The sequence below is a fragment of the uncultured Nocardioides sp. genome, assembly GCF_947489365.1.
Taxonomy (GTDB): Bacteria; Actinomycetota; Actinomycetes; order Propionibacteriales; family Nocardioidaceae; genus Nocardioides.
Map to the genome: position 1 here is coordinate 413,350 of NZ_CANLDB010000001.1, position 24,939 is coordinate 438,288.

Annotated in this window: 28 protein-coding genes; 22 read left to right on the forward strand and 6 right to left on the reverse strand. The window is 73.4% G+C overall.

Translation table 11 applies throughout. The features are described 5' to 3' along the window. Positions 1-96 precede the first annotated feature (96 nt). The 12 genes from secY (at position 97) to rplQ (ending at position 10,970) form a co-directional block, all read left to right on the forward strand. Positions 97-1,392, forward strand: coding sequence for a preprotein translocase subunit SecY (gene secY / locus Q0858_RS02030; protein ID WP_299050509.1), 1,296 nt, complete (start codon positions 97-99; stop codon positions 1,390-1,392). Next, entirely contained in the window at positions 1,392-1,964 is a 573-nt protein-coding gene (locus Q0858_RS02035) for an adenylate kinase (protein WP_299050511.1), read from the forward strand. The genes secY and Q0858_RS02035 overlap by 1 nt, the downstream gene beginning before the upstream one ends. Before the next feature lie 10 nt (positions 1,965-1,974). Then, the gene (gene map, locus Q0858_RS02040) at positions 1,975-2,832 is read left to right on the forward strand and encodes a type I methionyl aminopeptidase (protein WP_299050513.1); all 858 of its coding nucleotides are present in this window, start codon (positions 1,975-1,977) and stop codon (positions 2,830-2,832) included. Further along, positions 2,829-5,372 carry an FHA domain-containing protein gene (locus Q0858_RS02045; protein ID WP_299050515.1) on the forward strand — a complete coding sequence of 848 codons (2,544 nt, stop codon included), beginning with the start codon at positions 2,829-2,831 and terminating at the stop codon, positions 5,370-5,372. The genes map and Q0858_RS02045 overlap by 4 nt, the downstream gene beginning before the upstream one ends. A 291-nt stretch (positions 5,373-5,663) precedes the next feature. Further along, positions 5,664-6,701: an LLM class flavin-dependent oxidoreductase gene (locus Q0858_RS02050; protein ID WP_299050518.1), complete on the forward strand. Its 1,038-nt coding sequence runs from the start codon at positions 5,664-5,666 to the stop codon at positions 6,699-6,701. A 237-nt stretch (positions 6,702-6,938) separates the two neighbouring features. Further along, positions 6,939-7,160 carry a translation initiation factor IF-1 gene (gene infA / locus Q0858_RS02055; protein WP_240239214.1) on the forward strand — a complete coding sequence of 74 codons (222 nt, stop codon included), beginning with the start codon at positions 6,939-6,941 and terminating at the stop codon, positions 7,158-7,160. Between the two features lie 36 nt (positions 7,161-7,196). Then, the gene (gene rpmJ, locus Q0858_RS02060) at positions 7,197-7,310 is read left to right on the forward strand and encodes a 50S ribosomal protein L36 (protein WP_299050523.1); all 114 of its coding nucleotides are present in this window, start codon (positions 7,197-7,199) and stop codon (positions 7,308-7,310) included. A 209-nt stretch (positions 7,311-7,519) separates the two neighbouring features. Next, a complete protein-coding gene (gene rpsM / locus Q0858_RS02065) occupies positions 7,520-7,894 on the forward strand; it encodes a 30S ribosomal protein S13 (RefSeq protein ID WP_299050525.1) in 375 nt (124 codons plus the stop codon). 80 nt (positions 7,895-7,974) lie between these two features. After that, positions 7,975-8,382 carry a 30S ribosomal protein S11 gene (gene rpsK, locus Q0858_RS02070; RefSeq protein ID WP_299050527.1) on the forward strand — a complete coding sequence of 136 codons (408 nt, stop codon included), beginning with the start codon at positions 7,975-7,977 and terminating at the stop codon, positions 8,380-8,382. A 38-nt stretch (positions 8,383-8,420) separates the two neighbouring features. Continuing rightward, positions 8,421-9,029 carry a 30S ribosomal protein S4 gene (gene rpsD / locus Q0858_RS02075; RefSeq protein WP_299050529.1) on the forward strand — a complete coding sequence of 203 codons (609 nt, stop codon included), beginning with the start codon at positions 8,421-8,423 and terminating at the stop codon, positions 9,027-9,029. Positions 9,030-9,154: 125 nt separating this feature from the next. After that, positions 9,155-10,174: a DNA-directed RNA polymerase subunit alpha gene (locus tag Q0858_RS02080; protein WP_299050531.1), complete on the forward strand. Its 1,020-nt coding sequence runs from the start codon at positions 9,155-9,157 to the stop codon at positions 10,172-10,174. A 94-nt stretch (positions 10,175-10,268) separates the two neighbouring features. After that, positions 10,269-10,970, forward strand: coding sequence for a 50S ribosomal protein L17 (gene rplQ / locus Q0858_RS02085; protein ID WP_299050533.1), 702 nt, complete (start codon positions 10,269-10,271; stop codon positions 10,968-10,970). 140 nt (positions 10,971-11,110) lie between these two features. Here the strand turns inward: rplQ and Q0858_RS02090 are convergent, their stop codons facing one another. Then, positions 11,111-12,097 (reverse strand): 2-dehydropantoate 2-reductase N-terminal domain-containing protein, encoded by a 987-nt coding sequence (locus Q0858_RS02090; RefSeq protein WP_299050535.1) that lies wholly within the window; start codon positions 12,095-12,097, stop codon positions 11,111-11,113. A gap of 7 nt (positions 12,098-12,104) precedes the next feature. Continuing rightward, positions 12,105-12,464 carry a GntR family transcriptional regulator gene (locus Q0858_RS02095; protein ID WP_299050537.1) on the reverse strand — a complete coding sequence of 120 codons (360 nt, stop codon included), beginning with the start codon at positions 12,462-12,464 and terminating at the stop codon, positions 12,105-12,107. A gap of 96 nt (positions 12,465-12,560) precedes the next feature. Here Q0858_RS02095 and Q0858_RS02100 point away from each other — a divergent pair, with 96 nt between their 5' ends. The 5 genes from Q0858_RS02100 (at position 12,561) to Q0858_RS02120 (ending at position 16,619) form a co-directional block, all read left to right on the forward strand. Continuing rightward, the gene (locus tag Q0858_RS02100) at positions 12,561-13,229 is read left to right on the forward strand and encodes a hypothetical protein (RefSeq protein WP_299050539.1); all 669 of its coding nucleotides are present in this window, start codon (positions 12,561-12,563) and stop codon (positions 13,227-13,229) included. 9 nt (positions 13,230-13,238) lie between these two features. Beyond that, the gene (locus Q0858_RS02105) at positions 13,239-14,189 is read left to right on the forward strand and encodes a PfkB family carbohydrate kinase (protein WP_299050542.1); all 951 of its coding nucleotides are present in this window, start codon (positions 13,239-13,241) and stop codon (positions 14,187-14,189) included. 82 nt (positions 14,190-14,271) lie between these two features. Then, the gene (locus tag Q0858_RS02110; protein WP_299050543.1) at positions 14,272-14,955 is read left to right on the forward strand and encodes a maleylpyruvate isomerase family mycothiol-dependent enzyme; all 684 of its coding nucleotides are present in this window, start codon (positions 14,272-14,274) and stop codon (positions 14,953-14,955) included. Then, positions 14,952-16,169: a glycoside hydrolase family 43 protein gene (locus tag Q0858_RS02115; protein ID WP_299050546.1), complete on the forward strand. Its 1,218-nt coding sequence runs from the start codon at positions 14,952-14,954 to the stop codon at positions 16,167-16,169. Before Q0858_RS02110 ends, Q0858_RS02115 begins: the two co-directional genes overlap by 4 nt. A gap of 81 nt (positions 16,170-16,250) precedes the next feature. Next, positions 16,251-16,619, forward strand: coding sequence for a hypothetical protein (locus Q0858_RS02120; RefSeq protein ID WP_299050548.1), 369 nt, complete (start codon positions 16,251-16,253; stop codon positions 16,617-16,619). Between the two features lie 70 nt (positions 16,620-16,689). On the opposite strand, the gene Q0858_RS02125 is transcribed toward Q0858_RS02120, so the two are convergent. From Q0858_RS02125 to Q0858_RS02135, 3 genes are read right to left on the reverse strand one after another with little or no spacing between them, the layout of a single operon-like run. Beyond that, entirely contained in the window at positions 16,690-17,247 is a 558-nt protein-coding gene (locus tag Q0858_RS02125; RefSeq protein ID WP_299050550.1) for an RNA polymerase sigma factor, read from the reverse strand. Next, positions 17,240-17,956 carry a hypothetical protein gene (locus tag Q0858_RS02130; RefSeq protein ID WP_299050553.1) on the reverse strand — a complete coding sequence of 239 codons (717 nt, stop codon included), beginning with the start codon at positions 17,954-17,956 and terminating at the stop codon, positions 17,240-17,242. The genes Q0858_RS02125 and Q0858_RS02130 overlap by 8 nt, the downstream gene beginning before the upstream one ends. 41 nt (positions 17,957-17,997) lie before the next feature. After that, positions 17,998-19,155, reverse strand: a complete 1,158-nt coding sequence (locus Q0858_RS02135; protein WP_299050555.1) for an acyl-CoA dehydrogenase family protein — start codon at positions 19,153-19,155, stop codon at positions 17,998-18,000. Positions 19,156-19,220: 65 nt separating this feature from the next. Between Q0858_RS02135 and Q0858_RS02140 the strand changes: the two genes are divergently transcribed. Genes Q0858_RS02140 through Q0858_RS02160 form a run of 5 tightly spaced genes read left to right on the forward strand, consistent with a single transcriptional unit; the run spans position 19,221 to position 23,787 of the window. After that, positions 19,221-19,904, forward strand: coding sequence for a TetR/AcrR family transcriptional regulator (locus tag Q0858_RS02140; RefSeq protein ID WP_299050556.1), 684 nt, complete (start codon positions 19,221-19,223; stop codon positions 19,902-19,904). A 9-nt stretch (positions 19,905-19,913) separates the two neighbouring features. Continuing rightward, positions 19,914-21,146 carry a DUF480 domain-containing protein gene (locus tag Q0858_RS02145; RefSeq protein ID WP_299050558.1) on the forward strand — a complete coding sequence of 411 codons (1,233 nt, stop codon included), beginning with the start codon at positions 19,914-19,916 and terminating at the stop codon, positions 21,144-21,146. Positions 21,147-21,164: 18 nt separating this feature from the next. Next, complete coding sequence (gene truA / locus Q0858_RS02150; protein ID WP_299050560.1) at positions 21,165-21,998, forward strand: tRNA pseudouridine(38-40) synthase TruA; 834 nt, start codon at positions 21,165-21,167, stop codon at positions 21,996-21,998. Next, positions 21,995-22,621: a methyltransferase gene (locus Q0858_RS02155; RefSeq protein ID WP_299050562.1), complete on the forward strand. Its 627-nt coding sequence runs from the start codon at positions 21,995-21,997 to the stop codon at positions 22,619-22,621. The genes truA and Q0858_RS02155 overlap by 4 nt, the downstream gene beginning before the upstream one ends. After that, positions 22,618-23,787 carry a cytochrome P450 gene (locus tag Q0858_RS02160; protein WP_299050563.1) on the forward strand — a complete coding sequence of 390 codons (1,170 nt, stop codon included), beginning with the start codon at positions 22,618-22,620 and terminating at the stop codon, positions 23,785-23,787. The genes Q0858_RS02155 and Q0858_RS02160 overlap by 4 nt, the downstream gene beginning before the upstream one ends. 90 nt (positions 23,788-23,877) lie before the next feature. Here Q0858_RS02160 and Q0858_RS02165 read toward each other — a convergent pair whose 3' ends face one another. Then, complete coding sequence (locus tag Q0858_RS02165) at positions 23,878-24,885, reverse strand: hypothetical protein (RefSeq protein ID WP_299050565.1); 1,008 nt, start codon at positions 24,883-24,885, stop codon at positions 23,878-23,880. Between the last annotated feature and the right edge of the window lie 54 nt (positions 24,886-24,939).

Consider the following 24,939-nt stretch of genomic DNA (forward strand, 5'->3'; position numbering starts at 1 on the left):
CCTCGGCCGCGAGCGGCCGGGGAGTGCCCTGTTAGGCTGCGAGGCGTTCTCGTGGTCGTCTGCGGGAGTCGCATCGCTGCAGAGGAAGAGGAGCTCGTGCTCAGCGCGTTCGCTAACGCTTTCCGCACTCCGGACCTACGGCGTAAGCTGCTGTTCGTCCTGTTCATCGTCGCGATCTTCCGCCTCGGGTCCCAGGTCCCTGCCCCGGGCGTCGACGTCGCGTCGGTGCAGGCGTGCATCCAGACCCAGGAAGACTCGAGCGTCTTCAACCTGATCAACCTGTTCTCGGGTGGAGCGCTGTTCCAGCTCACCATCTTCGCGCTCGGGATCATGCCGTACATCACGGCGAGCATCATCCTGCAGCTGCTGGTGGTGGTGATCCCGCGGCTGGAGGCCCTCAAGAAGGAGGGCCAGTCCGGCCAGGCCAAGATCACCCAGTACACCCGCTACCTGACGTTGGCCCTCGCGGTCCTGCAGGCCACCGGCATCGTCGCGCTGGCGCGGTCCGGGCAGCTGCTCCAGGGCTGCACCGAGCCCCTGCTGCACAGCGACAGCACCGGCGCCTTCCTCGTCATCGTCATCACGATGACTGCCGGCACCGCCGTGATCATGTGGCTGGGCGAGCTCATCACCGACCGTGGCGTCGGCAACGGCATGTCGATCCTGATCTTCACGCAGGTCGTCGCGACGTTCCCCTCCGCGCTCTGGGCCGTCCAGCAGCAGCAGGGCTGGGTCACCTTCGCCCTCGTCATGGCCATCGGCCTCGTCCTCGTCGCGGCGGTCATCTTCATCGAGCAGGCCCAGCGCCGCATCCCGGTGCAGTACGCCCGCCGCATGGTCGGCCGCAAGATGTTCGGCGGCTCGTCGACGTACATCCCGCTGAAGGTCAACCAGGCGGGCATCATCCCGGTCATCTTCGCCTCGTCGCTGCTGTACCTGCCCGGCCTGGCCGTGCAGTTCAACGCGAACTCGAGCGCGGGCTGGGTGTCGTGGCTCAACCGGTACTTCGTGACCGGGGACCACCCCCTCTACATGGCGGCGTACTTCGCCATGATCGTGTTCTTCACCTACTTCTACGTGTCCATCACCTTCAACCCTGAAGAGGTGGCGGACAACATGAAGAAGTACGGCGGCTTCATCCCCGGGATCCGGGCGGGCAAGCCGACGCAGGACTACCTCTCCTACGTCCTCTCCCGGATCACGCTGCCGGGGGCTCTCTACCTGGGCATCATCGCGCTCGTCCCGCTGATCGCGCTCGCGATGATCAACGCCAACCAGAACTTCCCGTTCGGCGGCACGTCCATCCTGATCATGGTCGGCGTCGCCCTGGACACGGTGAAGAAGATCGAGAGCCACCTGCAGCAACGGAACTACGAAGGATTCCTCCGCTGATGCGTCTGATCATCATGGGCCCCCCCGGTGCAGGGAAGGGGACGCAGTCCTCGCGCATCGCCGAGCGCTACGACATCCCCGCGATCGCGACCGGTGACATCTTCCGTGCCAACGTCAAGGACGGCACACCGCTCGGCCAGGAGGCCCAGCGCTACATGGACGCGGGGGACTACGTGCCCGACAGCGTCACCAACGCGATGGTGCGCGACCGCCTGGGCCAGGACGACGCCGTGGGCGGCTTCCTCCTGGACGGCTACCCGCGGACCGTCGCGCAGGTCGACGAGCTCGACGGCATGCTCAAGGACCCCGGTTCGGAGCTCGACGCCGTCGTCGTCCTGACGGTCGACGCCGAGGAGCTCGTGACCCGGCTGGTCAAGCGTGCCGAGCAGGACGCGCGCAGCGACGACACCGAGGACGTCATCCGTCACCGGCAGGACGTCTACGCCGAGCAGACCGCGCCCCTCATCGACGTCTACGCCGAGCGGGGCATCCTGGTCACGGTCGACGGCATGGGCTCGGTCGACGAGGTGTCCACGCGGGTGCGCGAGGCCCTCGACGGCGTCCAGGCCTGACGCGACCCCCATGCTCTGGCGTCGCCGGGGGATCGAGGTCAAGACCCCCGAGCAGGTGCGCGCCATGCGACGCGCCGGCCTGGTGGTCGGCCGCACCCTCGAGGTGCTCCGCTCCGCGGTGGCTCCGGGGGTGACGCTCGCCGAGCTCGACGCCCTGGCGGAGCGGACCATCCGCGACGCCGGGGCGACGCCGTCCTTCCTGGGCTACCAGGGCTTCCCGGCGACGATCTGCACGTCGGTCAACGACGTCGTCGTCCACGGGATCCCGGACGACACGGTCGTCGCCGACGGCGACCTGGTGTCCGTGGACTGCGGGGCGATCGTCGACGGCTGGCACGGGGACGCCGCGATCACGGTCGCCGTGGGTGAGGTGCCTCCGGCGGAGCGGGCGCTGGTCTCGGCGACCGAGGACGCGATGTGGGCCGGCATCGCCGCCGCGCGTCCCGGTGAGCGTGTCGGCGACGTCTCGCACGCCGTCGCCTCGTCCCTGCGTGCGGCCGGGTACGACGGGATCGTGCGCGACTACACGGGCCACGGGATCGGCACCGCGCTGCACCAGGCACCCGACGTCCCCAACGTCGGCAAGCCGGGACGCGGGCCCCGCCTCGTGGTGGGCATGGTGCTCGCCGTGGAGCCCATGGTCACGCTCGGCACCGACGAGGTGGACGTCGACGACGACGAGTGGACCGTCCGCACCCTCGACGGCTCGCGGGCCGCGCACAGCGAGCACACGGTCGCCCTCACCGAGGACGGGCCCTGGGTGCTGACGGCGCTCGACGGGGGCCGCGCGGGGCTGGGTCGTCTCGGCGTGCGCACGGCGGATCTCGACTACGGTGACGAGCGACCACCGAGGGGAGGCCGTGCATGAGCGGTGCGCAGCAGCCGGGGGCGGGAGTCGACCGTCGCCGTGTCCGTGTGAGCCACGACGGCCGAGCCGTCGTGCTCGAGGGCCCGTCGGTGACCTTCGGGCGTGACGCGCGCTGCGAGGTCGTCGTCTCCCACGAGGACGTCTCGCGTCGCCACGCCGAGCTCCGCCTGGCCGGTGAGGGCTGGTTCCTCGTCGACGTGGGCAGCACCAACGGCACCTGGATGGGCGGCCAGCGCGTCAGCCACGTCCGCCTGCCCGACGGTCCGGTGTCCTTCCGGCTCGGTGGCCGCACCGGCCCGTTGGTCGAGGTGCAGCTCGCCGGCGACGGCGAGGCCGCCCCGCCTCCGCCGCAGCCCGGCGCCGCGGCGCCCGTCCAGGCACCGCCGGCCACCCCGCCGTACGGCGTGCCCCCGCAGGGGCCCCCGCCGCACCAGGGCTGGGGGCAGGCCCCACCCGTGCAGCAGGGGTGGGGAGCGCCTCCGGCCGCCCCGGCGGCCCAGCAGGGGTGGCCCGGCCAGGCGGCCCCGATGGGCCAGGGGAGCGGACCGCGGATGGCCCCGCCCGGCCTGATGGAGCACGGGCGGACGATCCTCCCCGAGGGCCGGCCGCAGGGCGGCGCGGCGACGCTGAGCATCGGCCGGAGCCGCACCAGTGACGTGTTCCTCGACGACCCGCTGGTCTCGCGCCAGCACGCGACCCTCGAGCTCGGCGCCATGCAGCCCGTGCTCCGCGACCTCGGCAGCTTCAACGGCACCCACGTCAACGGCCGCCGCATCCAGGGCCCGGTGCCGCTGTCCGGCGGCGACGAGGTGGCGATCGGCAACCAGACCTTCGTGTGGGACGGCTACCAGCTCGTCTCCCGTGCCAGCCGCAGCGACCTCACCCTCGGGGTCGAGGGGCTCACGCAGGTCGTGAAGGGCGGCAAGAAGCTGCTCGACGGGGTCTCCTTCCAGCTCGAGCCCGCCTCCCTCACCGGGGTCGTGGGGCCGTCCGGCTCCGGCAAGTCGACGCTCCTGGGGGCCCTCACGGGTCTCAACCCGGCGTCCCACGGCAACGTCGTGTGGCAGGGCCACGACCTCTACACCCACTACGAGCAGCTGCGCTTCCAGATCGGCCTCGTGCCGCAGCAGGACATCCAGCACCCCCAGCTGACGGTGCGCCAGGGCCTGTCGTACGCCGCCATGCTGCGTCTCCCGCCCGACACCGGCAAGGAGGAGCGGGACGAGCGCGTCGGGCAGGTCGTCGGCCGGATGCAGCTGCAGCGCCAGGTCGACAACCGCATCGGCACCCAGCTCTCGGGCGGGCAGAAGAAGCGGGTCTCCATCGCGACCGAGCTGCTGACGGCGCCCCCGCTGCTGTTCCTCGACGAGCCGACCTCGGGCCTCGACCCGGGCCTCGACCGCGACGTGATGCTGCAGCTGCGGGACCTCTCGGACGAGGGCCGCGTCGTGGTGGTCGTGACCCACTCCGTGCTGGCGCTCGACACCTGCGACAACGTCATCGTCCTCGCGCCCGGTGGCCGGCTGGCCTACTTCGGCCCGCCGTCGGGCGTGCTCGCACACTTCGGGTGCCGGACCTACCCCGAGGTCTTCGACATGCTCGACGAGCCGGACCTGTGGCAGCGCATCCCGCCGCCCCCCGGCGCGATGCACACCGGCGGCATGCCCGCCCTCGGCGCGAACACCTCGGTCACCCCGCCCCCACCGCAGTCGCTCTCGCGGCAGCTGCTGACCCTGGTGCGGCGCAACCTTGCCCTCACCGTCTCCGACCGGCTGCTGCTGGCGATGCTGGTGCTGATGCCCCTGGTGCTCGGCGGCCTCAGCCGCCTGGTGCAGGGCGACGCCGGCATGTCGCTGTCCGAGGCCGACTTCCGCGTGTCCGAGGTCCAGCAGCGGCTCACGATTCTCATCGTGGCGGCGGCCCTGATGGGGGTCGCGGTGACCATCCGCGAGCAGATCAAGGAACGCGCCATCTTCAAGCGCGAGTACGCCGTCGGGTTGTCGCCCGGCGTCTACCTCGCGTCCAAGATCATCGTCCTCGGCACCGCCTGCTTCCTGCAGGGCGTCCTGGTCACCTTCATCGCCACCGTCGGGCTGCCCGGCCCCGACGACGGGGGAGTGCTCGGCCTGGGACGGCTGGAGATCACCTTCGCCATCGGCGCCCTGGCGTTCACGATGGCGGTCACCGGCCTGGCGTTCTCGGCGCTGGTCACCAGCTCCGAGCAGACGATGCCGATCCTGGTCGGCCTGGTGATGGTCCAGCTGGTGCTGTCCGGTGCGCTGTTCGCGGTGAACGACCGCCCGATCCTCGAGCAGTTCGCCTGGCTGGCGCCGTCGCGGTGGGCGTTCTCGGCGGCCGGGTCGTCGGTCGACATCCACGGCCCGCTGGACCGGCGTCCGGGGGAGACCCCCGACCCGCTGTACTCCGACACCGTCGGGCAGTACCTCGGCAACATCGTGATGCTCGGCGTGCTCTGCGCGGCGACGATCGTGATCGCCTTCGTCCTCACCCGCCGCAGCGCCACCGCCCCGGACCGCTGAGCCGCCTCGGCCGAGCTTGCGAGGCCGTGACGCGGCGCAGGTCGAGCGAGCGCGCGCCTGAGGGACGAAGGCGCGCACGCGGGTCGAGACCCGGTGAGTCGACCGACGGCCTAGTGCCGGCGGTCTCGACGACGCGCGCTCGCTGCGCTCGCGTGCTGCTCGACCAGCGGGGCGGCTCCGGAGATCGAGGTGCGAGGCCGGCCACGGCCGAGCCACGAGATCCGGGGACCCGACCGCCGGGGAACAGGTGGGCCGCCCGGGTCGTTGTAGACACCGATGAACGCTGCCGCCATGCCCGCCCTGTCCGTGCTCGACCTGGTGCCCGTGCGCACCGACCAGACCAGCGCCGACGCCGTCCACGCGGCGCGCCACCTGGCGCAGGTGGCCGACGCGCACGGCTACCGACGCTACTGGGTGGCCGAGCACCACAACATGCCGGCGGTCGCGGCGACGAACCCGCCGGTCCTCATCGCGATGCTCGCAGCGGCGACGGAGCGGATCCGCGTCGGCTCGGGCGGCGTCATGCTGCCCAACCACGCGCCCCTCGTCGTCGCCGAGCAGTTCGCGCTGCTCGAGGCCGCCTTCCCGGGCCGGATCGACCTGGGCCTGGGACGCGCACCCGGGAGCGACCCGGTGACCAGCTACGCCCTGCGGTACGGCGGGGGCGGCGTCAGCGAGGACGCCGCGGAGCGGTTCGCCGAGCACGTCGACAACGTGCGGGCGATGATGGACCCGGCCGGGGTCGGCGTGAGCGTCGGTGGCCGGAGCCACGAGCTGCGGGCCACGCCCCTCGCGACGTCGACGCCGGACGTCTGGCTGCTGGGGTCCTCGGACTTCTCCGCCCGTCTCGCCGCGCGCAACGGGATGCCGTACGTCTTCGCCCACCACTTCTCCGGGCAGGGCACCGCCGAGGCGCTCGACCTCTACCGCTCGCAGTTCGTGCCCAGCGCCGAGCTCGCCGAGCCGCGGACCTTCCTCACCGTCAACGTCTCCGTCGCCGCCGACGGTGACGAGGCGATGCGCCTCGCCCGGCCCCAGCTGCTCGGGATGCTGGCGCTGCGGACCGCCGGGCGGCTGGACCCGCAGGTGCTGGTGGAGGAGGCCGAGAAGGTCGAGCTGCCCGCGGCCCACGCGGACCTCGTCGACGCGATGGCCCGGCGCTGGGTGATCGGCGACCCCGCCACCGCCCGGGCCGGCCTCGCCGAGCTCGCCGCGACGTACGGCGTCGACGAGGTGATGGTCCACCCCGTCGCGGGCGCCTGGACCGGCACCGACGCCGACCGCGCCCCGGCGCGCGAGGAGACCCTCCGCCTGCTGGTCGAGGGCTGAACGGGACCGGTCGCGTGGATTACCCCGCGCGACCACCCATGACCTAGTGTTGTTCCTTGGCCCCACGTGGGCCTGTCTCGTGACGCCCAGCGGCTGCCCGACGTACGTCGGGAACAGGACGTCCACGAGCACGTCCACGAGGTCCGTCCGTCGCCCACCGAGAAGCAGGGTGGCGGGGAGGTTCTGCGGGCCACGGTAGACCAGAGACAGATTCGTCGAGTCGAGACAAGCGAGGACATGCCGAAGAAAGAAGGCGTGATCGAGATCGAGGGCACCGTGATCGAGGCCCTGCCGAACGCGATGTTCCGCGTCGAGCTGAGCAACGGGCACAAGGTTCTCTCGCACATCAGCGGCAAGATGCGACAGCACTACATCCGGATCCTCCCCGAGGACCGCGTGGTGGTGGAGCTCTCGCCGTACGACCTGTCCCGTGGACGGATCGTCTACCGCTACAAGTAGCTCCACTCACCAGCCGATCCGAGAGGACCTCCACCCGTGAAGGTCAAGCCCAGCGTCAAGAAGATCTGCGACAAGTGCCAGGTGGTCCGCCGCCACGGCCGAGTCATGATCATCTGCGACAACCCCCGGCACAAGCAGCGCCAGGGCTGATCGCAGCACCGCACAGCACCACCGGCACGACGGTCCCCACGGGGACCGGCACCACAACTCCACACACGACGTGAACGCTGGCCCGGGGTCCCCCCGGGTGAGACACCTCCGGAGCAGGGGCCGGAGCCCGTGCCGGGAACGATCCCGGGCACCACGGGGCGCGACACGTCTCGACACCTCTGTGGCAACCGAAGGGAAACCGCCAGCACATGGCACGCCTCGTTGGAGTCGACCTCCCGCGCGAGAAGCGCGTGGAGATCGCTCTCACCTACATCTACGGCATCGGCCGTACCCGCTCCCGCCAGCTCCTGGCAGCCACCGGCGTGAACCCGGACACCCGGGTCCACCAGCTCGGTGACGACGAGCTCGTCAAGCTCCGCGACGAGATCGAGGCCAACTTCAAGATCGAGGGCGACCTGCGCCGCGAGGTGCAGGCGGACATCCGCCGCAAGATCGAGATCGGCAGCTACCAGGGTCGTCGCCACCGTCAGGGCCTCCCGGTCCGCGGTCAGCGCACCAAGACCAACGCGCGCACCCGCAAGGGACCCAAGCGCGCCGTCGCCGGCAAGAAGAAGGCCAGGTGAGCTCCGTCGTCCCCGTCCTCACGGACGCGGGGCGACGTCGTAGCACCTGAGCATCGACACCAGGACACACAGGAGCAGGTATGCCACCGAAGAGCCGCAGCACCGCGGGCGCCAAGAAGGTGCGTCGCAAGGAGAAGAAGAACGTCGCTCAGGGCGAGGCCCACATCAAGAGCACGTTCAACAACACGATCGTCACGATCACCGACCCCTCGGGTGCAGTGATCTCCTGGGCCTCCGCCGGCACCGTCGGCTTCAAGGGCTCGCGCAAGTCCACGCCGTTCGCCGCGCAGATGACCGCCGAGGCGGCGGGTCGTCGGGCGATGGAGCACGGGATGAAGAAGATCGACGTCTTCGTGAAGGGCCCGGGTTCGGGTCGCGAGACGGCGATCCGCTCCCTGGGTGCGGTCGGCCTCGAGGTCGGCACCATCCAGGATGTCACCCCCACGCCCCACAACGGATGCCGGCCGCCCAAGCGCCGTCGCGTCTGAGCCCCGCCGACCACAGCACACCGAGGAGCATCTGAGACATGGCCCGTTACACCGGCCCCATGACCAAGAAGTCGCGCCGTCTCGGCGTCGACCTCGTCGGTGGCGACGCCGCGTTCGAGCGTCGCCCCTACCCGCCCGGCATGCACGGCCGTGGCCGCATCAAGGAGAGCGAGTACCTCCTCCAGCTGCGCGAGAAGCAGAAGGCCCGCATCTCGTACGGCATCATGGAGCGTCAGTTCTTCAACTACTACGCGGAGGCCTCGCGGCGTCCCGGCAAGACCGGTGACAACCTGCTCCAGCTCCTGGAGTGCCGCCTGGACAACGTGGTCTACCGCGCCGGCTTCGCCCGGACCCGTCGTCACGCCCGCCAGCTGGTGTCCCACGGGCACTTCCTGGTGAACGGCAAGAAGGTCGACATCCCGTCGTACCAGGTCAGCCAGTACGACATCATCGACGTCAAGGAGAAGTCCCTCGAGACCACTCCCTTCATCGTGGCTCGCGAGACCCACGGCGAGCGGGTCGTCCCGGCGTGGCTCCAGGCGCTGCCCACCCGCATGCGGATCCTCGTGCACCAGGTCCCGGTGCGCGCGCAGATCGACGTGCCGGTGCAGGAGCAGCTGATCGTCGAGTTCTACTCCAAGAAGTGACCCGGCGGGTGCCGGCCCCCGATCGTGGGGGCCGGCACCGGCAGGAGCCTCTCGTCCGTCAGCCTCAGCTCGCCACGCAGTTCGGGCCCGTCAAATAGCGGGTGGGCCCGGGAAGGAAAGAACAAGTGCTCATCGCACAGCGCCCCACCCTGTCCGAGGACGTCGTCGACGACTTCCGCTCCCGCTTCGTCATCGAGCCGCTCGAGCCCGGCTTCGGCTACACGCTCGGCAACTCGCTGCGTCGTACCCTCCTCAGCTCGATCCCCGGTGCGTCCGTCACCAGCATCAAGGTCGACAACGTGCTCCACGAGTTCTCGACGATCGAGGGTGTCAAGGAGGACGTCACCGAGGTCATCCTGAACCTCAAGTCCCTCGTCGTCTCCTCCGAGCACGACGAGCCCGTGACGATGTACCTGCGCAAGTCCGGCGCCGGTGAGGTCACCGCCGCCGACATCGCGCCCCCGGCCGGCGTCGAGGTGCACAACCCCGACCTGGTCATCGCGACCCTGTCCGACAAGGGCCAGCTCGAGATGGAGCTCGTCGTCGAGCGCGGCCGCGGCTACGTCTCCGCCGTCCAGAACAAGGGCGCCGACAACGAGATCGGCCGCATGCCGGTCGACTCGATCTACAGCCCCGTGCTGAAGGTGACCTACAAGGTCGAGGCCACCCGTGTCGAGCAGCGCACCGACTTCGACCGTCTGGTCATCGACGTCGAGACCAAGCCGTCGATCCGGCCCCGCGACGCCATCGCCTCGGCGGGCAAGACGCTGGTCGAGCTCTTCGGCCTGGCCCGCGAGCTGAACGTCGAGGCCGAGGGCATCGACATCGGCCCGTCGCCGGTCGACGAGCAGCTGGCCGCCGACCTGGCCCTGCCGGTCGAGGACCTGCAGCTCACGGTCCGGTCGTACAACTGCCTCAAGCGCGAGGGCATCCACACCGTGGGTGAGCTCATCAGCCGCTCGGAGCAGGACCTCCTCGACATCCGCAACTTCGGTGCGAAGTCGATCGACGAGGTCAAGGCCAAGCTGGTCGAGATGGGTCTGTCCCTCAAGGACAGCGCGCCCGGCTTCGACCCGACCGCGGCCCTGGCGGCGTACGGCGACGACGACAACGACGACGCCTACGTCGAGGACGAGCAGTACTGATCCCCGTACGACCCTGAGATGCCGCCCGTCGACGTGACGGGCGGCCCACTACCCCGGTACCTGGTACGGCCGGGGAGAGAGCGAGAGAAGCAGCATGCCCAAGCCCACCAAGGGACCCCGTCTCGGCGGCAGCCCGGCGCACCAGCGCCTCATCCTGCGCAACCTGGCGACCCAGCTCTTCGAGTACGGCGCCATCACCACCACCGAGAAGAAGGCCCGTGTGCTGCGGCCCTTCGCCGAGAAGCTGATCACCAAGGCCAAGAAGGGCGACCTGCACAACCGTCGCCTGGTCCTGCGTGAGCTCTTCAACGGTGTCGACCAGCGTGCCTTCGACGAGGAGGGCGTGCTGGTGGTCAACAAGTACCCGCAGCACAAGCTCTTCACGGAGATCGCGCCGACCTTCGCGGACCGTCCGGGCGGCTACACCCGGATCACCAAGATCGGTCCCCGCAAGGGCGACAACGCCCCGATGGCTGTCATCGCGCTCGTCACCGAGCCGTACACCGCGTCGGAGAAGTCCGCCGACAAGGAGAAGCCCGTGAGCAAGCCGTCCGAGGACACCCCGGCCCCCGTGGCCGAGACCGACGAGCCCACCCTGGTGGACGAGTCGGCCCGCGAGGAGGAGGCCGGCGACGCCCCCACCGCGCAGGACGCCACCGGTGGCGACACCGGCACCGACGACGTGGTCGAGGAGGCTTCCGAGGAGGCCGAGCCGGCCGCCGGCACCGAGGACCCGCAGACGCAGGCCTCGACCGAGGACGCCGCCCCCGTCGGCGAGGGCGACAAGAACGCCTGATCCTCCGCTCCACCCGCTCCGTCCCGGACGCGCAGACGACTCGGTCGTCTGCGCGTCCTGGCGTCTCCGGGGTTCCCGGCCTGCGCAGACGTGCCGACTCGAGGTCGCTGAGGTGCGCAGACGTGCCGACTCGGCGTTCCTCAGGTGCGCAGACGTGCCGACTCGGCGGTGGAGAGCAGCCCGGCGGCGTCGAGGGAGCGGGGGCGGCCGCCGGCGCGGGCCAGCTCGGCGACGGCGCGCTGGACCACCTCGTTGTACGGCGCCCGCCGGCCCAGCAGCCTGGCCCGGAGCACGATCTCGCCGTTGAGGTGGTCGGCCTCGGTCGTGCCGCCCGCCCCGCCGGCGCGCTGCAGGCTCTGCCAGGTCGAGGAGCCGACGCCGTCGTCGCGGGCGAGGGGGCGCAGGTGCTCCGCCCGGCGCGCACGGTCGTCCTCGGCCGAGGTCACCGCGACGCCCGCCGCGGCGAGGACCTCCTCGCCCTCGGCACGGCAGCGGGCGACGAGCTCGGCGGCGGCCTCGCCGTCCCCACACGCGGCGTCCACGCCGTTGCCGAGGTTCATCAGCAGCTTGCGGTGCTTCCACGCCATCACGTCGCCCCGGGGCTCCGACAGGAACCCGGCACCCACCAGGTCCCCGGCGACGGCGCGGTCGACCTGGTCGACGCCGCCGGCGGCGCGGCCGACGTCGAGGATGCCCGGCCGCCCGAGCGAGAACAGCCTCACGGTGCCGGGTTCGAGGTGGGCGCAGGGGAGCATCACGCAGACGCCGTGCACCCGCGCGCTGTGACGGAGCAGGAGCCGCTCGTTCGCGACGCCGTTCTGCAGGCACACCACGGGCAGGTCGACCGGCAGCGGCAGCAACGGCTCGAGCGCCGCCGCCGTGTGCTGCGACTTCACGGCGAGGACGAGCACGGTGCCCGCTGCGTCCAGACCCGCCTCGGAGGCGTCCGGGACCGCGGGGACGTCGACGCGCCACTCCTCGTCGCCCCGGACGACCAGGAGCCCGTCGCGGCGGACGGCGTCCAGGTGCGGCCCGCGGGCCACCAGCGTCACGTCGGTGCCCGCGCGGGCCAGCAGGCCGCCGACGACCCCGCCGACCGCGCCGGCGCCGAGGACGACGTACCTCACGGGCGCGTCACCGACCGGCCTGCCAGGAACGCGTGACGAGGGCCGCCGCCTCCTCGGCGGACACCCCCGCCCGTCGGGCCGCGTCGACGTACGCCGTCACCGCCGCGCGGAGGTCGGAGCCGGCCGCGGAGGTGGCGACGAAGGTGCCGCGCCGGCCCTCGGTGACGACGACGCCGTCCGCCTCGAGCTCGCGGTAGACGCGGGCCACGGTGTTGACGGCGAGACCCACCTCACCGGCCAGTCCGCGGACGCTGGGCATCCGGGTGCCGGCGGCGAGGCGCCCGTCCGTCACGCGCTCGGCGATCGCGGCGCGCAGCTGCTCGTACGGCGGACGCGGGTCGGCGGGGTCGGCGGCGGGGAGGTCCACGCGCCCACCGTAGGGGTGCTACTCGAGCACAAGCGCCCGGCAAGGACGCGGGCGCACGCTCCGGGGGTCAACCGCACCCCTCACCGAGGAGAACCCATGTCACCCCGGACCCTCCAGCGCGCCGGCGGCGTGACGCTCGTCGTCCAGTTCGCGCTCTGCCTCGCCGGCGGCCTGCTGCACCCGGTCGTCGACGGTCGGGCGCACAGCGCCGCGGCCCTCACCGCGGCGGGCGGACCCGTCGCCCTCAGCCTGCTGCTCACCGGGACCGTCCTCCTCGTGGTGGCGTTCCCGGTCGCCGTCGTGCACCTCGCACCCCACGTCGGACGGGTCGGGACCATCGCGGCGATCGGTCACCTCGTCGCCCTCGTCGTGGTCGTCGTGCCCCACCTCGCGGTCGAGCTGATGGTCGCCCCGGTCATCGCCCGCGACCCCGCGGCGGCCCACCTGATCGACCCGGCCGACTCCATCGTCGACGCCCCCGTCTTCCTCGCCACCCAGGCGATCGGTGGACTGGTGATGATGGGGTGCCTCGCCGTCCTCGGCATCACCGTCGTGCGGTCGTCCCTGCCGTCGTGGATCGGTTGGACGATGGTCGCCGCCCTGGTGGTGCTGCTGGTCCCGGTGCCCGTGCTGCCGTTCCTCGCGGGCCTGCAGATCGAGGTCCCGCGCGGCCTCGCGCTCGCCGCGGTCGGCGTGCTCGTGGTGCGGGCCACCGGGACGACCCGGCCCACGGACGCCCGGCCCGAGGTCGGTGCGGTGCGGTAGAAACCCCTCATGACCCAGGCAGCGGACGTCCCGTCGCACGACCCCTCCGTGCTGGTCGTCGGGGAGGCGCTCGTCGACGTCCTCCGCGGCGACGACGGGACCGACACCGACCTCCCCGGCGGGAGCGCAGCCAACGTCGCGGTCGCGCTCGCCCGGCTGGGACGGCCGACGTGGCTCGCGACCTGCTTCGCCGACGACCGCCTGGGTCGGCTGCTCGACGCCCACCTGTCGCGCGACGGGGTGCGGATGGCCGCCGACCCGGGCGCCGTCGTGGACCACACCTCCTCGGCCGTGGTCACGCTCGCACCCGACGGCTCCGCCAGTTACGAGTTCGACCTCGACTGGCGGCTCGGCGGGCTGCGCGACCTGCCGGAGGTCGTGGCCGTGCACACCTGCTCGCTCGGGGCCGTGCTGGAGCCCGGGGCCGACGACGTCCTCGCCCTGGTGCGCCGTCTGGCGTCCACCGCCCTCGTCTCGTACGACGTCAACGTGCGCGCCGTCGTCACCGGCACCGGTCCCGACGTCGTGGGCCGCATCGAGGCGACCGCCGCCGCCGCGGACGTCGTGAAGGCCTCCGACGAGGACCTCGAGCACCTCTACCCCGACCTCGACCCCCTCGACGGTGCCCGTCGCCTGCTGGCGCTGGGCCCCGCGGTCGTCGTCCTCACCCGCGGGGAGCACGGCCCGACCTGGGTGTCCACCGACGGCGAGACCTCCGTGGCGGCGCCCCGCGTGGCGGTGGCGGACACCATCGGCGCGGGGGACACCTTCTGCGCCGCGATGCTGCACGGACTCTGGGAGCGGGGGGTCGTCGGACCCGAGGCCCGGGCGCGGCTCCTCGCCCTCGACGCCGACGCCCGCGCGGAGCTCCTCGCGCTCGCGGCGCGGGCCGCCGCGATCACCGTGTCGCGCCCCGGGGCCGACCCGCCGTACGCCGAGGAGCTGCTGGTCCAGCCCTGAGCGGGGCTGCCGACCCGCGCCGACCACCCCGGGGTCGAGACCGACACCCCACAGGACGGCCGACGCTGCTTAGGATCCCGCCATGGATCCCATCCTCGCGTGGCGTGAGGCCCACAGCCGGGTGGTCGGGCTGCTCACCGGCCTCGACCCCCGACGGGCCGGCACTGTCGTCCCCGCCTGCCCGGACTGGACCGTGCGCGACCTGCTGTCGCACATGGTCGGCCTCGCCGCCGACGTCCTCGACGGCGACGAGCCCGACGACCACAACGAGCAGTGGACGAAGGCCCAGGTCGAGGCCCGCCGGGACCGGAGCGTCGCCGAGCTGCTCGCCGAGTGGGGCGAGCTCGTCGAGGACCTCGTCGCCTGGATGGGCGAGAACGGCTCCCGGCCGCTGAACGACGTCGTGATCCACGAGCAGGACCTCCGCGGCGCGCTCGACCAGCCCGGCGCCCGCGACTCCGACGGGTTGCGGGTCGTCCGCGACCGGCTCGCCGGCCGGCTGGCCGACGCGGCCGCCGACCTGCCGCCCCTGCTGCTCGTCGAGGCCCGGGGGGCCGGGGGCGACCCGTGGACCTTCGTCACCCGCGGCAGCGCCGACGACGCGGCGTGCGTGGTGTCCGCGGACGGCTTCGAGCTGTTCCGGGCGCTGACGTCGCGTCGTACGGAGGACCAGCTCCGCGCGATGGTGGTCCACGGCGACGTCTCGCCGTACCTCCCGGCGTTCGCCGGCCTGGGCTCCCTGCCCGACGAGACGCTCCCCGAGTGAGGACGCGCTCCGGCGGACTGCTCCCCGCCCTGGTCGCCGCGTGCCTCGTGCTGGCCCTCGCGGTCGGCGGCGGACCCGCCGTCGCGGACCCCGACACCCCGGACCCCGACGCCCCCGGCTCGGTCCCGTCGCGCGACATGCCCTCCCGCGACTGGGGCAGCCGCGGGGTCCCGGACCCCTTCGCGTCGGGCCCCGACGAGCCCCGCACCAGCACCGAGCGCTTCTACGCGGGCGAGCGCTACACCGGCATGTTCGCCGACCCGTCGGTCGTCCGGGTGGGCCAGCGGTTCGTGGCCGTCGCGACCAACCACGACGGGCTGAACCTGAACCTGATGACGTCGCCGAACCTGCGCGACTGGTTCCCGCGCCAGGGACTGCCGAACCACCGCCGGTGGACCGACTGGCCCGGCTACAACGACGCCATGCCGACCCGGCCCGCCTGGGCCGCGCGGGTCGACAAGGGCGAGCGCAAGGAGGGGTTCAGCCTCTGGGCGCCGTCGGTGGAGCGGGTGGGCTCCCGCTACGTCGCGGCGTACTCCGCGGCCACCCGGCTGGAGACCGCGACGAAGGTCCGGCGCAGCTGCATCGGCCTCGCCACCTCACGGAGCCCGATCGGGCCGTTCGCCCACGTCTCCCGCCGGCCGCTGGTCTGCTACCCGCCGTCCCCGCGCGGGGTCATCGACCCGGACCTGCTGACGCTCGGCGACGGCCGCACCTTCCTGCTGTGGAAGCGGGAGGGCATCCCGAACCGCGCCGACAGCGAGCCGGCGCTCATGGTGCAGCAGCTGTCGCAGGACGGCACCCGTCTCAAGGCGGGCTCGCGGCGCCACGCCCTGCTGGAGCTCGTGCGCGGCACGTGGAAGGGCGGGGTGATCGAGAACCCGTCGATGACCCGCTACCGCGGCCGCTACTACCTGTTCTACTCCGCGCACGACTGGTACAGCAGCGACTACGCCGTCGGGTACGCCGAGTGCGCCTCGCCGGCCGGTCCCTGCGTCGACCGGACCCACCAGCGGCCGCTGCTGGCCTCCGGGCCCCGCGCGAAGGGACCGGGCGGGGGCGACGCGTTCGTCGACCGCGCCGGGCGCCTCCGTCTCGCGTACGCCGCGTGGGACCGCGGCCGGGTCGGGCCGACGGGCACGAACGCCCGGATGCTCCACGTCGCGACGCTGCAGCGCCGGGGCGGGCGGCTGCGCGTGGCCGCACGCGGCTGAACCGGTGTAACGCCGGCGGCGTCCGGCGGCAGGTGGTGGTCGGGAGCCCGTTCCGGGGCCCACCGACCCGAGGAGAAGCCCATGCACCTCACCACCCGTCTGGCCGGCGCCCTCGCCGGCTCCGCGCTGAGTCTCGGCGTCCTCGCCGCGGCCCCCGCCACGGCAGGGGAGCCGGTCGAGCCTTGCGCGAAGCAGCAGCAGAAGGTCGACGACGCCGAGGCGGCGCTGGAGAAGGTCACCGCCGTGTTCGAGCGTCAGAAGGACAAGGTGGAGAAGGCCAGGCGGCAGAAGGGCGAGGCCGACACCCCCCGCGAGGAGAAGGCCGCCGACCGCGCCCTCGAGCGGGCGAAGGACGGCCGCGACGAGGCGAGGAAGGACAAGAAGGCGCAGAAGCAGCGCCTCGCCCGCGCCGAGGAGCGCCTCGAGGAGTGCCAGGCCGAGCAGGCCTGACCCAGACCCCCCCGGGCCGTGCGGCCCCCGTCGTCCCCCCCGGCGGCGGGGGCCGTGAGGGGTCCGGGGGTCAGGGGGCGCCGGCGCCGTCCGGACGGCGGTCCGCGGCTGCCCGGGAACGGAGCTTGCGCAACCCCCGGTGCCTCGCGACCCGCAGGGACACCGCGCTGACACCGAGCGCCTCCGCCGCGGTCGCGTTGTCGAAGCCGAGGCCGTCGACGAGCCCCACCGCGTCGCGCTCGCGGGGTGGCAGCGACGCGATGGCGTCGCGGACCCAGTCCCGGCCCTCGACGGCCACGGCGTGGTCCGGCTCCCGGTCGAGGTGGTCGTCCACCTCCCCGGGGTGGGTACGACGACGGTCCGCACGCCGCTTCGTCCCCCCGCTGAGCTTGCGGGCGATCCCGAAGAGCCAGCCCGCGAAGTCCGACGACGAGCCGTGGAAGTCGGCGATCTTCGCGGCGGCCACCAGCCAGGCCTCGCTGGCGACGTCCTCGGGCGACCCGGCCGTGTCACCGGTGGGTCGGGAGGACAGCCACGCGACGAGGCGGCCGGCGTGGTCGGCGTACAGGGCGCGCCAGGCCTCCGTGTCGCCACTCTTCGCCGCGGCGACCACCTGGTCGTCACGCATCGGGCCCCCGGCCCTCGGAGCGGTCCTGCCCCGTCGCCTTCCCCTGACTGTTCTGGCTGCCCTGGCCCTGGCTGCCCTGGCCCTGGCTGCCCCGGCCCTGGCTGCCCCGGCCCTGGCTGCCCTGGCCCTGGCCTCGGCCCCGGTTGCCCTCGCCCGGGTCCTGGTTGCGCCGCTCGTCACCGCGACCGGGGTTCTCACCGCCCCGACCGGGGGCGGTCGGCGTGGCCGATGGGGGCGCGGTGGTCGGCGGCGCGCTCGACGACGGACGGTCGGACGGCTCACCGCGGCCGCTGGGACGCTCGGTCGGTGACGAGTCGGGCGGTGACGAGTCGGGCGGTGACGTGCGCGTCGTGCCCGGGACGGTGGGGGAGTCGGGGCGGTCCGACGGGGTGGCGGAGGGCGTGTCGGACCCGGTCGGCTCCGGCGTGGGCCGCCGCGCTGGCGAGGGGGCGTCGTCGTCGGACCGGTCCACGATCACCGGCAGCCCGCCGTCGGGGAGGCCCGGGACGGGCAGGGCACCGGTGGCCCAGGCGCCGCCCACGCCCGCGAGCGCGACGACGACCCCGGCCGTCACGGTCGCGGCCCGGCGTCCGGCCCGACGTGGCGTCGGGGTGCTGTTTCGCGCCGCCTCGGCGAGCTGCTCGAGCAAGTGGGGCGGCGGCTCCGGCTCGGTGACCTCGAGCCGGAACGGGCGGTCGTCGGGAGGCATCGCCCACTACCTGCCGCGACCCACCCGGTCCGTTACGTCGCTCAGCCCTTCTTCAGCAGCTGACGGGCCATGACCACGCGCTGCACCTGGTTGGTGCCCTCGTAGATCTGGGTGATCTTGGCGTCGCGCATCATCCGCTCGACCGGGTAGTCGCGGGTGTAGCCGTAGCCGCCGAGCAGCTGGACGGCGTCGGTCGTGATCTCCATGGCGGCGTCGGAGGCGTAGCACTTCGCGGCGGCGCCGAAGAACGACAGGTCGTCGTCGTTGCGCTCGGACTTCGCGGCGGCGACGTACGTCATCTGGCGGGCGGCCTCGAGCTTCATCGCCATGTCGGCGAGCATGAACTGCACGCCCTGGAAGCCCGAGACGGCCTGGCCGAACTGCTCCCGCTCCTTCACGTACGACGTCGCGAAGTCGAGGGCCCCCTGCGCGATGCCGACCGCCTGCGCCGCGATCGTGATGCGGGTGTGGTCGAGGGTGCGCAGCGCCGTCTGCAGGCCGGTGCCCGGCTCGCCGATGATGCGGTCGCCCGGGAGGCGGACCTTGTCGAAGTGGAGCTCGCGGGTCGGGGAGCCCTTGATGCCGAGCTTGCGCTCCTTCTCGCCGAAGGTGAACCCCTCGTCGCCCTTCTCGACCACGAACGCGGAGATGTTGCGGCCGCGAGCGCCGTCGGGGTCGGTGACCGCGAGGACGGTGTAGAACTCCGACTCGCCGGCGTTCGTGATCCACGACTTCTGGCCCGAGAGGATCCAGTCGTCGCCGTCGCGCACCGCCTTGGCGCGCATCGAGGCGGTGTCGGAGCCCGCCTCGCGCTCGGACAGCCCGTAGGAGAAGCCCTCGCCCGCGGCGAGGCGGGGCAGGTACTTCTGCTTGATCTCCTCGCCCCCCGCGAGCATGACCGGCAGCGAGCCCAGCTTGTTCACGGCCGGGATGAGGGAGGACGTGGCGCAGGCGCGGGCGACCTCCTCGATGACGAGGCAGACGGCGAGCGCGTCGGCGCCGACGCCGTCGTACTGCTCGGGGACGTGGGGGGCGTGGAAGTCGGAGGCGACCAGGGCGTCGTGGGCCTCCCGGGGGTAGCGGGCGTCCTCGTCCACCTCGGCGGCGTACGGCGCGATCTTGTCGGTCGCGAGATCGCGGACGGCGGCCTTCAGCTCCTGGTGGTCGTCGGAGAGGCGGAACTGGTCGAAGTCGCTCATGGTGCGGGCCCCCAGGCTCGTCGCGTCGCTGGTACGGAGTACTGCCGTCATGGTACGCAGTACCGATGACCGAGTCCACGCGCGAGTCGACCAGGGACCGCCTCGTCTCCGCGGCGTACGACCTGTTCGACGAGCGCGGGTACGACGCCACCACCGTGGAGGCGGTCGCCGAGCGCGCTGGCGTGGGTCGGACGACGTTCTTCCGGGCCTTCCGCTCCAAGGACGACGTCGTCCTGCCCGACCACGCGGCGGTGCTCGCCCGGGTGGCGGCGCGCCTCGACGCCGTCGCCGCCACGGCACCACCCGCCGCGGTGGCCACGGGGGTCGTCGAGGCGGCGCACCTCGTGCTCGCCCACTACCTCGCGGAGGGCGACCGCGCCCGGGCCCGCTACCGGCTGACCCGGACCGTGCCGGCGCTGCGGCAGCGCGAGGTGGCCGGCCTCCAGGCCTACCAGCGCCTGTTCCGGGAGTTCTTCCGCGGCCGGGTGGGCGACGGCGAGGCCGGCGAGGTCCGCGCCGAGGTGCTCGCCGCCGGGGTGGTCACCGCCCACAACCACGTGCTGCGCCGGTGGCTGCGGACCGAGGAGGTCGGGTCGTCGGAGACGACCGCCGCGCTGGACCGCGCGCTCGCCGACGTGCTGCGGCTCTTCGCCCCGGCGCCCGGGGGTGGCGCGCGCGTCGTCGTCCTCGAGGCGGACGGCGACGTCGACGACGTGGTCCGCGAGGTGCGCGCGGCGCTGGAGCCGTAGGCTCGCGCCGTGTCCGGAGCGACCGTCCTCCCTGAGCTGCCCGTCCTCGACGCCCCCGAGCAGCGTGTGCTCGGCGCCCTCCTGGAGAAGGAGGTGACGGTGCCCGGCAGCTACCCGATGACGCTCGGCGGCCTACGGACCGCCTGCAACCAGGCGAGCAGCCGCGAGCCCGTCAGCGAGTACGACGACGGCGAGGTGCAGGCGACCCTGGCGGCGCTGAAGCAGCGCGACCTCGTCGGGGTCACCTGGGCGGACTCCGGGCGTCGGACCCTGAAGTACGTCCAGCGGCTCTCCGTCGTCCTCGACCTGGCGGCGGACGCCCGGGCCCTGCTCACGGTGCTGCTGCTCCGTGGGCCGCAGCCGCCGGGCGCGCTGCGGTCGCGGACCGAGCGCCTTCACCCGTTCGCCGACCGCGACGAGGTCGAGGCGGTGCTGTCGGCGATGGCCGCCGCGGACCCGCCGCTCGTCGAGCAGCTGCCGAAGCGGCCCCGCGAGCAGGACCACCGCTGGCGCCACCTGCTCGGCGACCCCGCCGACGACGAGGCGGCCGCCCCGACCGCGGCCGTCGCGGACCGCGAGGCCTCCCTCGCCGACGGGCCCCAGGCGCGGGACGTCAAGGTGCGGACGACGTACGACGCGGTCGCGGCGTCGTACGCCGAGCGGTTCGCCGACGAGCTCGACGACCTCCCCTTCGAGCGGTGGGTGCTGAACCGGGCGGCGTGGCTGGCCGGTGAGCGGCCGGCCGTCGAGGTCGGCTGCGGACCGGGCCACGTCACCGCCTTCCTCGCCGACTGCGGCGTCGAGGCCACGGGCTACGACCTGTCCCCGGCGATGGTCGAGCAGGCCCGCAGCCGGTTCCCCGACGGGCACTACGAGGTCGGCGACCTCCGCCGGCTGATGCGTCCGACGTCCGCCGACGGGTGGGGTGCGGTCCTGGCCTGGTACTCGCTCATCCACCTCGCGCCGTCCGAGCTCACCGAGGCGGTGGCGTCGCTGGTCCGCCCCCTCGCACCCGGCGGGTGGTTGGTCCTCGCGCTGCACGCGGGGGAGGACCTGAGGAGCCCGACGGAGTGGTTCGACGTCGAGATCGACGTCGACTTCGTGCTGCACCGGCCGGCCGAGGTGGTGGCCGCGGTGGAGGCCGCCGGTCTGGTCGACGTCGAGTGGTACGTCCGTGGCCCCCTGGCCGCCCGCGAGGAGACCACCGACCGGCTGTACCTGCTGGCCCGTCGGGGCGACTGAGGCTGGGAGGATGCCGGGGTGCGGATCCGCCTCGACCTGACCTACGACGGCGCCGGCTTCCACGGGTGGGCCGCGCAACCGGGTCTGCGGACGGTCCAGGGCGAGCTCGAGGCCGCGCTGAGGACCGTGCTCCGGCACGACGACGTCACCGTCACGTGCGCCGGCCGCACCGACACCGGCGTCCACGCCCGCGGCCAGGTCACCCACCTCGACCTTCCCGACGGCCTGCTCGCCGAGGCGGCGGGCCGGGCGCGGGACCGCCCCGTCGTCGCCCTGCGCCGCCGGGTCAACGGGGTGCTCGACCCGGACGTCCGGGTGCGTCGGGTGGGCATCGCACCCGAGGGCTTCGACGCCCGCTTCTCGGCGCTGTGGCGCCGCTACGTCTACCGCGTCGCCGACGACCCGGCGTCCGTCGACCCGTTGACCCGCGGGCACGTGCTCGCCTGGCCGCGGCCCCTCGACGTCGAGGCCATGGACGCCGCCGCGCAGCGGCTGCTCGGCGAGCACGACTTCGCGGCGTTCTGCCGGAGGCGGGAGGGCGCGACGACCATCCGCACCCTGCTCGACCTGCGCTGGGAGCGCTCCGGCGCCGCGGACGGGCTCGTGGTCGGGACCGTGCGCGCCGACGCCTTCTGCCACTCGATGGTGAGGGCCCTGACGGGGTGCCTGATCTCCGTCGGGGAGGGCCGCCGTGACGTGGACTGGCCGGCCGCCGTGCTGTCCGCCGGTGTCCGCGACCCCGCCGTCACCGTCGCGCCGGCGCACGGGCTCACCCTCGAGGAGGTCCGTTACCCCGAGGACGCCGACCTCTCCGCCCGCCAGACCGAGACCCGGAGGGTCAGGACGCTGTGAGCGACGAGACCGAGACGGAGCAGCAGCACTACTTCAGCGCCGACCCCACGGTGGCCTTCCGGCGCGAGCTGGTCACGGCCCGGGTGTGGGGCCACGACCTGTCGCTCGCGAGCGGCAGCGGCGTCTTCGCGCGGGGTCGCGTCGACGCCGGCACCGCGGTGCTGTTCCGGGAGACCGAGCCGCCGGCGCGCGACGGCGTACGCCGGGTGCTCGACCTCGGCTCCGGCTGGGGCGTGATCGGCCTCGCCGTCGCCACCGCCGTCCCCTCCGTGGAGGTGACCTGCGTCGACGTGAACGAGCGCGCCCTGCTGCTGGTCCGGGAGAACGCCGCCGCCCTCGGCCTCGCCGACCGTGTCACCGCCGCGCTGCCCGCCGAGGTCGACCCGGCGGCGACGTACGACGAGATCTGGTCGAACCCGCCCATCCGCGTCGGCAAGGAGGCGCTCCACGAGCTCCTGCTGACCTGGCTGCCCCGGCTCGCGCCGGGCGGTCGCGCGGTGATGGTGGTCGGCAAGAACCTCGGCGCCGACTCCCTCCAGCGGTGGCTCGACGAGCAGGGCTGGCCCACCACCCGGCTGGCGTCCGCCAAGGGGTTCCGGGTGCTGGAGACCCGCCGGGGATGAGCCCCGGACCGGCCGCGCGTCGCCCGTTCCTCGGCGTCGGGCTCGACGAGCTCTCCGGCGCCCGGGCCCCGGCGGCCCTGGCCGGTCTCCGCGCCGTCGGGCCCGTGGTCTGGGTCCCCGCGGTCGAGGGCTGGCTGGTCACCGGTCACGCCACGGCGGTCGGTGTGATGAAGGACGCCCGGACGTTCACCGTCGACGACCCGCGGTTCAGCACGGCGCGGGTCGTGGGCGCCAGCATGCTCTCGCTCGACGGCGCCGAGCACCGGCGCCACCGGGACCCGTTCGTGGCCCCGTTCCGACCACGACAGGTCGAGGAGGACTTCGGCGCGACGGCACGGTCCCTGGCCGCGCAGCTCGTCGCGGCGGTCCGACCCGCCGGCCGCGCCGACCTCCGGACGTGCCTCGCCGGGCCGCTGTCGGTCGCCGTGGTCGCGCACGCCCTCGGACTGCCGACGGCGGACGCCCGCGAGGTGCTCGACTGGTACGACGCGATCGTGGCCGCCGTCTCCGCCCACAGCGCGGGGGAGGAACCCCCGGCCCGGGCGTCGACGGCGGTGGCGGAGCTGGGGGCCCACATCGGTGCGACGCAGGGCGAGCACTCCGTGCTGACCACTGCCCGCTCGGTCCTGACGGACCGCGAGGTCGTCGCCAACGCGGCGGTCATGATGTTCGGCGGTATCGAGACGACCGAGGGCATGATCACCAACGCGGTGCTCCACCTCCTCGAGGCCCCCGGCTGGCTCGACCGGCTCCGTCAGGACCGCTCGCTCCTGGCCGGCGTGGTCGAGGAGTCCCTCCGGCTGGAACCCGCCGCCGCCGTGGTCGACCGGTACGAGACCCGGGACGTCGACCTGGCCGGGGCGACCGTCCGCCGCGGCGACCTCGTGCGTGTCTCGATCACCGGCGCCAACCGCGACCCGGCCGTCTACGAGCACCCGGACCGCTTCGACCCGGCGCGCCCGGGGCTCGGGCTCCAGCTGTCCTTCGCCCGCGGCCCCCACGTCTGCCTCGCCATGGGTCTGGCCCGCCTCGAGGCGACCGTGGCGGTCGAGGCCGTCCTCGACCTGCCCGGGCTGCGGCTGGCCGAGCCGGCCACCCCGACGGGCCTGGTCTTCCGGAAGCCGGCCTCGCTCGTCGTCGCGTGGGACCCGCCGCCAGGAGGTTGAGCGTCCCGGCCTTGGGGTGGGCGTGGGTGACAGGTAGTCCCTGACGTTGCGACCCCACATCCACCCGATCCAGGGTCAGGACGTCAGGGACTACCCCGCACGGCGCCAGCCGGTCTCCGGGCCGAGCGGGTCGGTGTCCGGGCGGTCGTCCACGTCGCGCCACCGCTCCAGCTCGCCGGTCACCTCCAGGACGTCGGTCAGCCACAGCGTCTCGTCGGGATTCCACCCGCCGAGGAGGGTGGCGGCGTCCTCGGTGCCGGGAACGGCCACGTCCCAGGCCTTCGTCGCACTGACGAGGTAGCCGGTCACCGTGAGGTGGACGGCGTCGTAGGCCTCGGCGACGGCGAGCCACTCCGGGAGGAACCACGGGCAGTCGCGCCCGCTGACGCTGTACCAGTCGTTGCGGCGCAGGTCCGTCACGTCGAGGGGGAACCTCTCCACCAGGGCGACCCAGGCCGCCGGGGAGTCGACCTCGTACACGCGCGGCTCCCTCCGCGGGGCCAGGCGGCGCAGGTCCGCCTCCTCGTAGTCGCTGTCCCCGTCCTCGGCCCACATCAGCCCGACCGCGCCGAGCCCGGGCAGGCCGCGCGTCGTCGCGGGCAGCCCGGCGGCCATCGGGACGCTCCACCAGCCCGATGACGGGGTCCCCCGCGGGTCGGTGGGGCGCGCGGGCCCGTTCATCGCGGCCAGCGATCGTTCCCGGGCCTCGCCGGCGACGAGCCGCCCGGGTACGCCCGTCAGCGGCTGGTGCCTCGTCCCGTGCTCGGCCCGGAACTCGATGTCCTGCAGCGACGCCAGGTCGACCCCGCTCGACCACCAGGCCGTGGCGGGCGCGGCCAGGACGGCCTCGGCAACCGGCACCAGCGCCTCGACCAGCTCGGGCCGGTCCGCGATCAGCGCATCTCGCTCGTCGGGCTCCTGCCAGTACATGGCCGACGCGACGGCTTCACTCATGGGCCACACCAGGCTGGCGGGGTCCTCACGACCTGCGACTGCTGCGGGCTCGCTGTCACGCAGGGCCGCGAGGACGTCCCCGACGGGCCCGTCGAAGTGGGACGCGAGGTTCATCGCCCAGTCGAGACCGGGGGACAGCGCCACTGCCACCGCTAGACAGAGCCGCCGCCCGCGAGGTCCGTCGAGGAGCTCGCGGGC

Excerpts from the sequence above, each read along its gene's own strand:
- Q0858_RS02035 (WP_299050511.1), top strand. The coding sequence starts at position 1,392 with ATGCGTCTGATCATCATGGGCCCCCCCGGTGCAGGGAAGGGGACGCAG.
- map (WP_299050513.1), top strand. The coding sequence starts at position 1,975 with ATGCTCTGGCGTCGCCGGGGGATCGAGGTCAAGACCCCCGAGCAGGTG.
- Q0858_RS02045 (WP_299050515.1), top strand. The coding sequence starts at position 2,829 with ATGAGCGGTGCGCAGCAGCCGGGGGCGGGAGTCGACCGTCGCCGTGTC.
- Q0858_RS02050 (WP_299050518.1), top strand. The coding sequence starts at position 5,664 with ATGCCCGCCCTGTCCGTGCTCGACCTGGTGCCCGTGCGCACCGACCAG.
- infA (WP_240239214.1), top strand. The coding sequence starts at position 6,939 with ATGCCGAAGAAAGAAGGCGTGATCGAGATCGAGGGCACCGTGATCGAG.
- rpsM (WP_299050525.1), top strand. The coding sequence starts at position 7,520 with ATGGCACGCCTCGTTGGAGTCGACCTCCCGCGCGAGAAGCGCGTGGAG.
- rpsK (WP_299050527.1), top strand. The coding sequence starts at position 7,975 with ATGCCACCGAAGAGCCGCAGCACCGCGGGCGCCAAGAAGGTGCGTCGC.
- rpsD (WP_299050529.1), top strand. The coding sequence starts at position 8,421 with ATGGCCCGTTACACCGGCCCCATGACCAAGAAGTCGCGCCGTCTCGGC.
- rplQ (WP_299050533.1), top strand. The coding sequence starts at position 10,269 with ATGCCCAAGCCCACCAAGGGACCCCGTCTCGGCGGCAGCCCGGCGCAC.
- Q0858_RS02100 (WP_299050539.1), top strand. The coding sequence starts at position 12,561 with ATGTCACCCCGGACCCTCCAGCGCGCCGGCGGCGTGACGCTCGTCGTC.
- Q0858_RS02105 (WP_299050542.1), top strand. The coding sequence starts at position 13,239 with ATGACCCAGGCAGCGGACGTCCCGTCGCACGACCCCTCCGTGCTGGTC.
- Q0858_RS02110 (WP_299050543.1), top strand. The coding sequence starts at position 14,272 with ATGGATCCCATCCTCGCGTGGCGTGAGGCCCACAGCCGGGTGGTCGGG.
- Q0858_RS02120 (WP_299050548.1), top strand. The coding sequence starts at position 16,251 with ATGCACCTCACCACCCGTCTGGCCGGCGCCCTCGCCGGCTCCGCGCTG.
- Q0858_RS02125 (WP_299050550.1), bottom strand. The coding sequence starts at position 17,247 with ATGCGTGACGACCAGGTGGTCGCCGCGGCGAAGAGTGGCGACACGGAG.
- Q0858_RS02130 (WP_299050553.1), bottom strand. The coding sequence starts at position 17,956 with ATGCCTCCCGACGACCGCCCGTTCCGGCTCGAGGTCACCGAGCCGGAG.
- Q0858_RS02135 (WP_299050555.1), bottom strand. The coding sequence starts at position 19,155 with ATGAGCGACTTCGACCAGTTCCGCCTCTCCGACGACCACCAGGAGCTG.
- Q0858_RS02140 (WP_299050556.1), top strand. The coding sequence starts at position 19,221 with ATGACCGAGTCCACGCGCGAGTCGACCAGGGACCGCCTCGTCTCCGCG.
- Q0858_RS02160 (WP_299050563.1), top strand. The coding sequence starts at position 22,618 with ATGAGCCCCGGACCGGCCGCGCGTCGCCCGTTCCTCGGCGTCGGGCTC.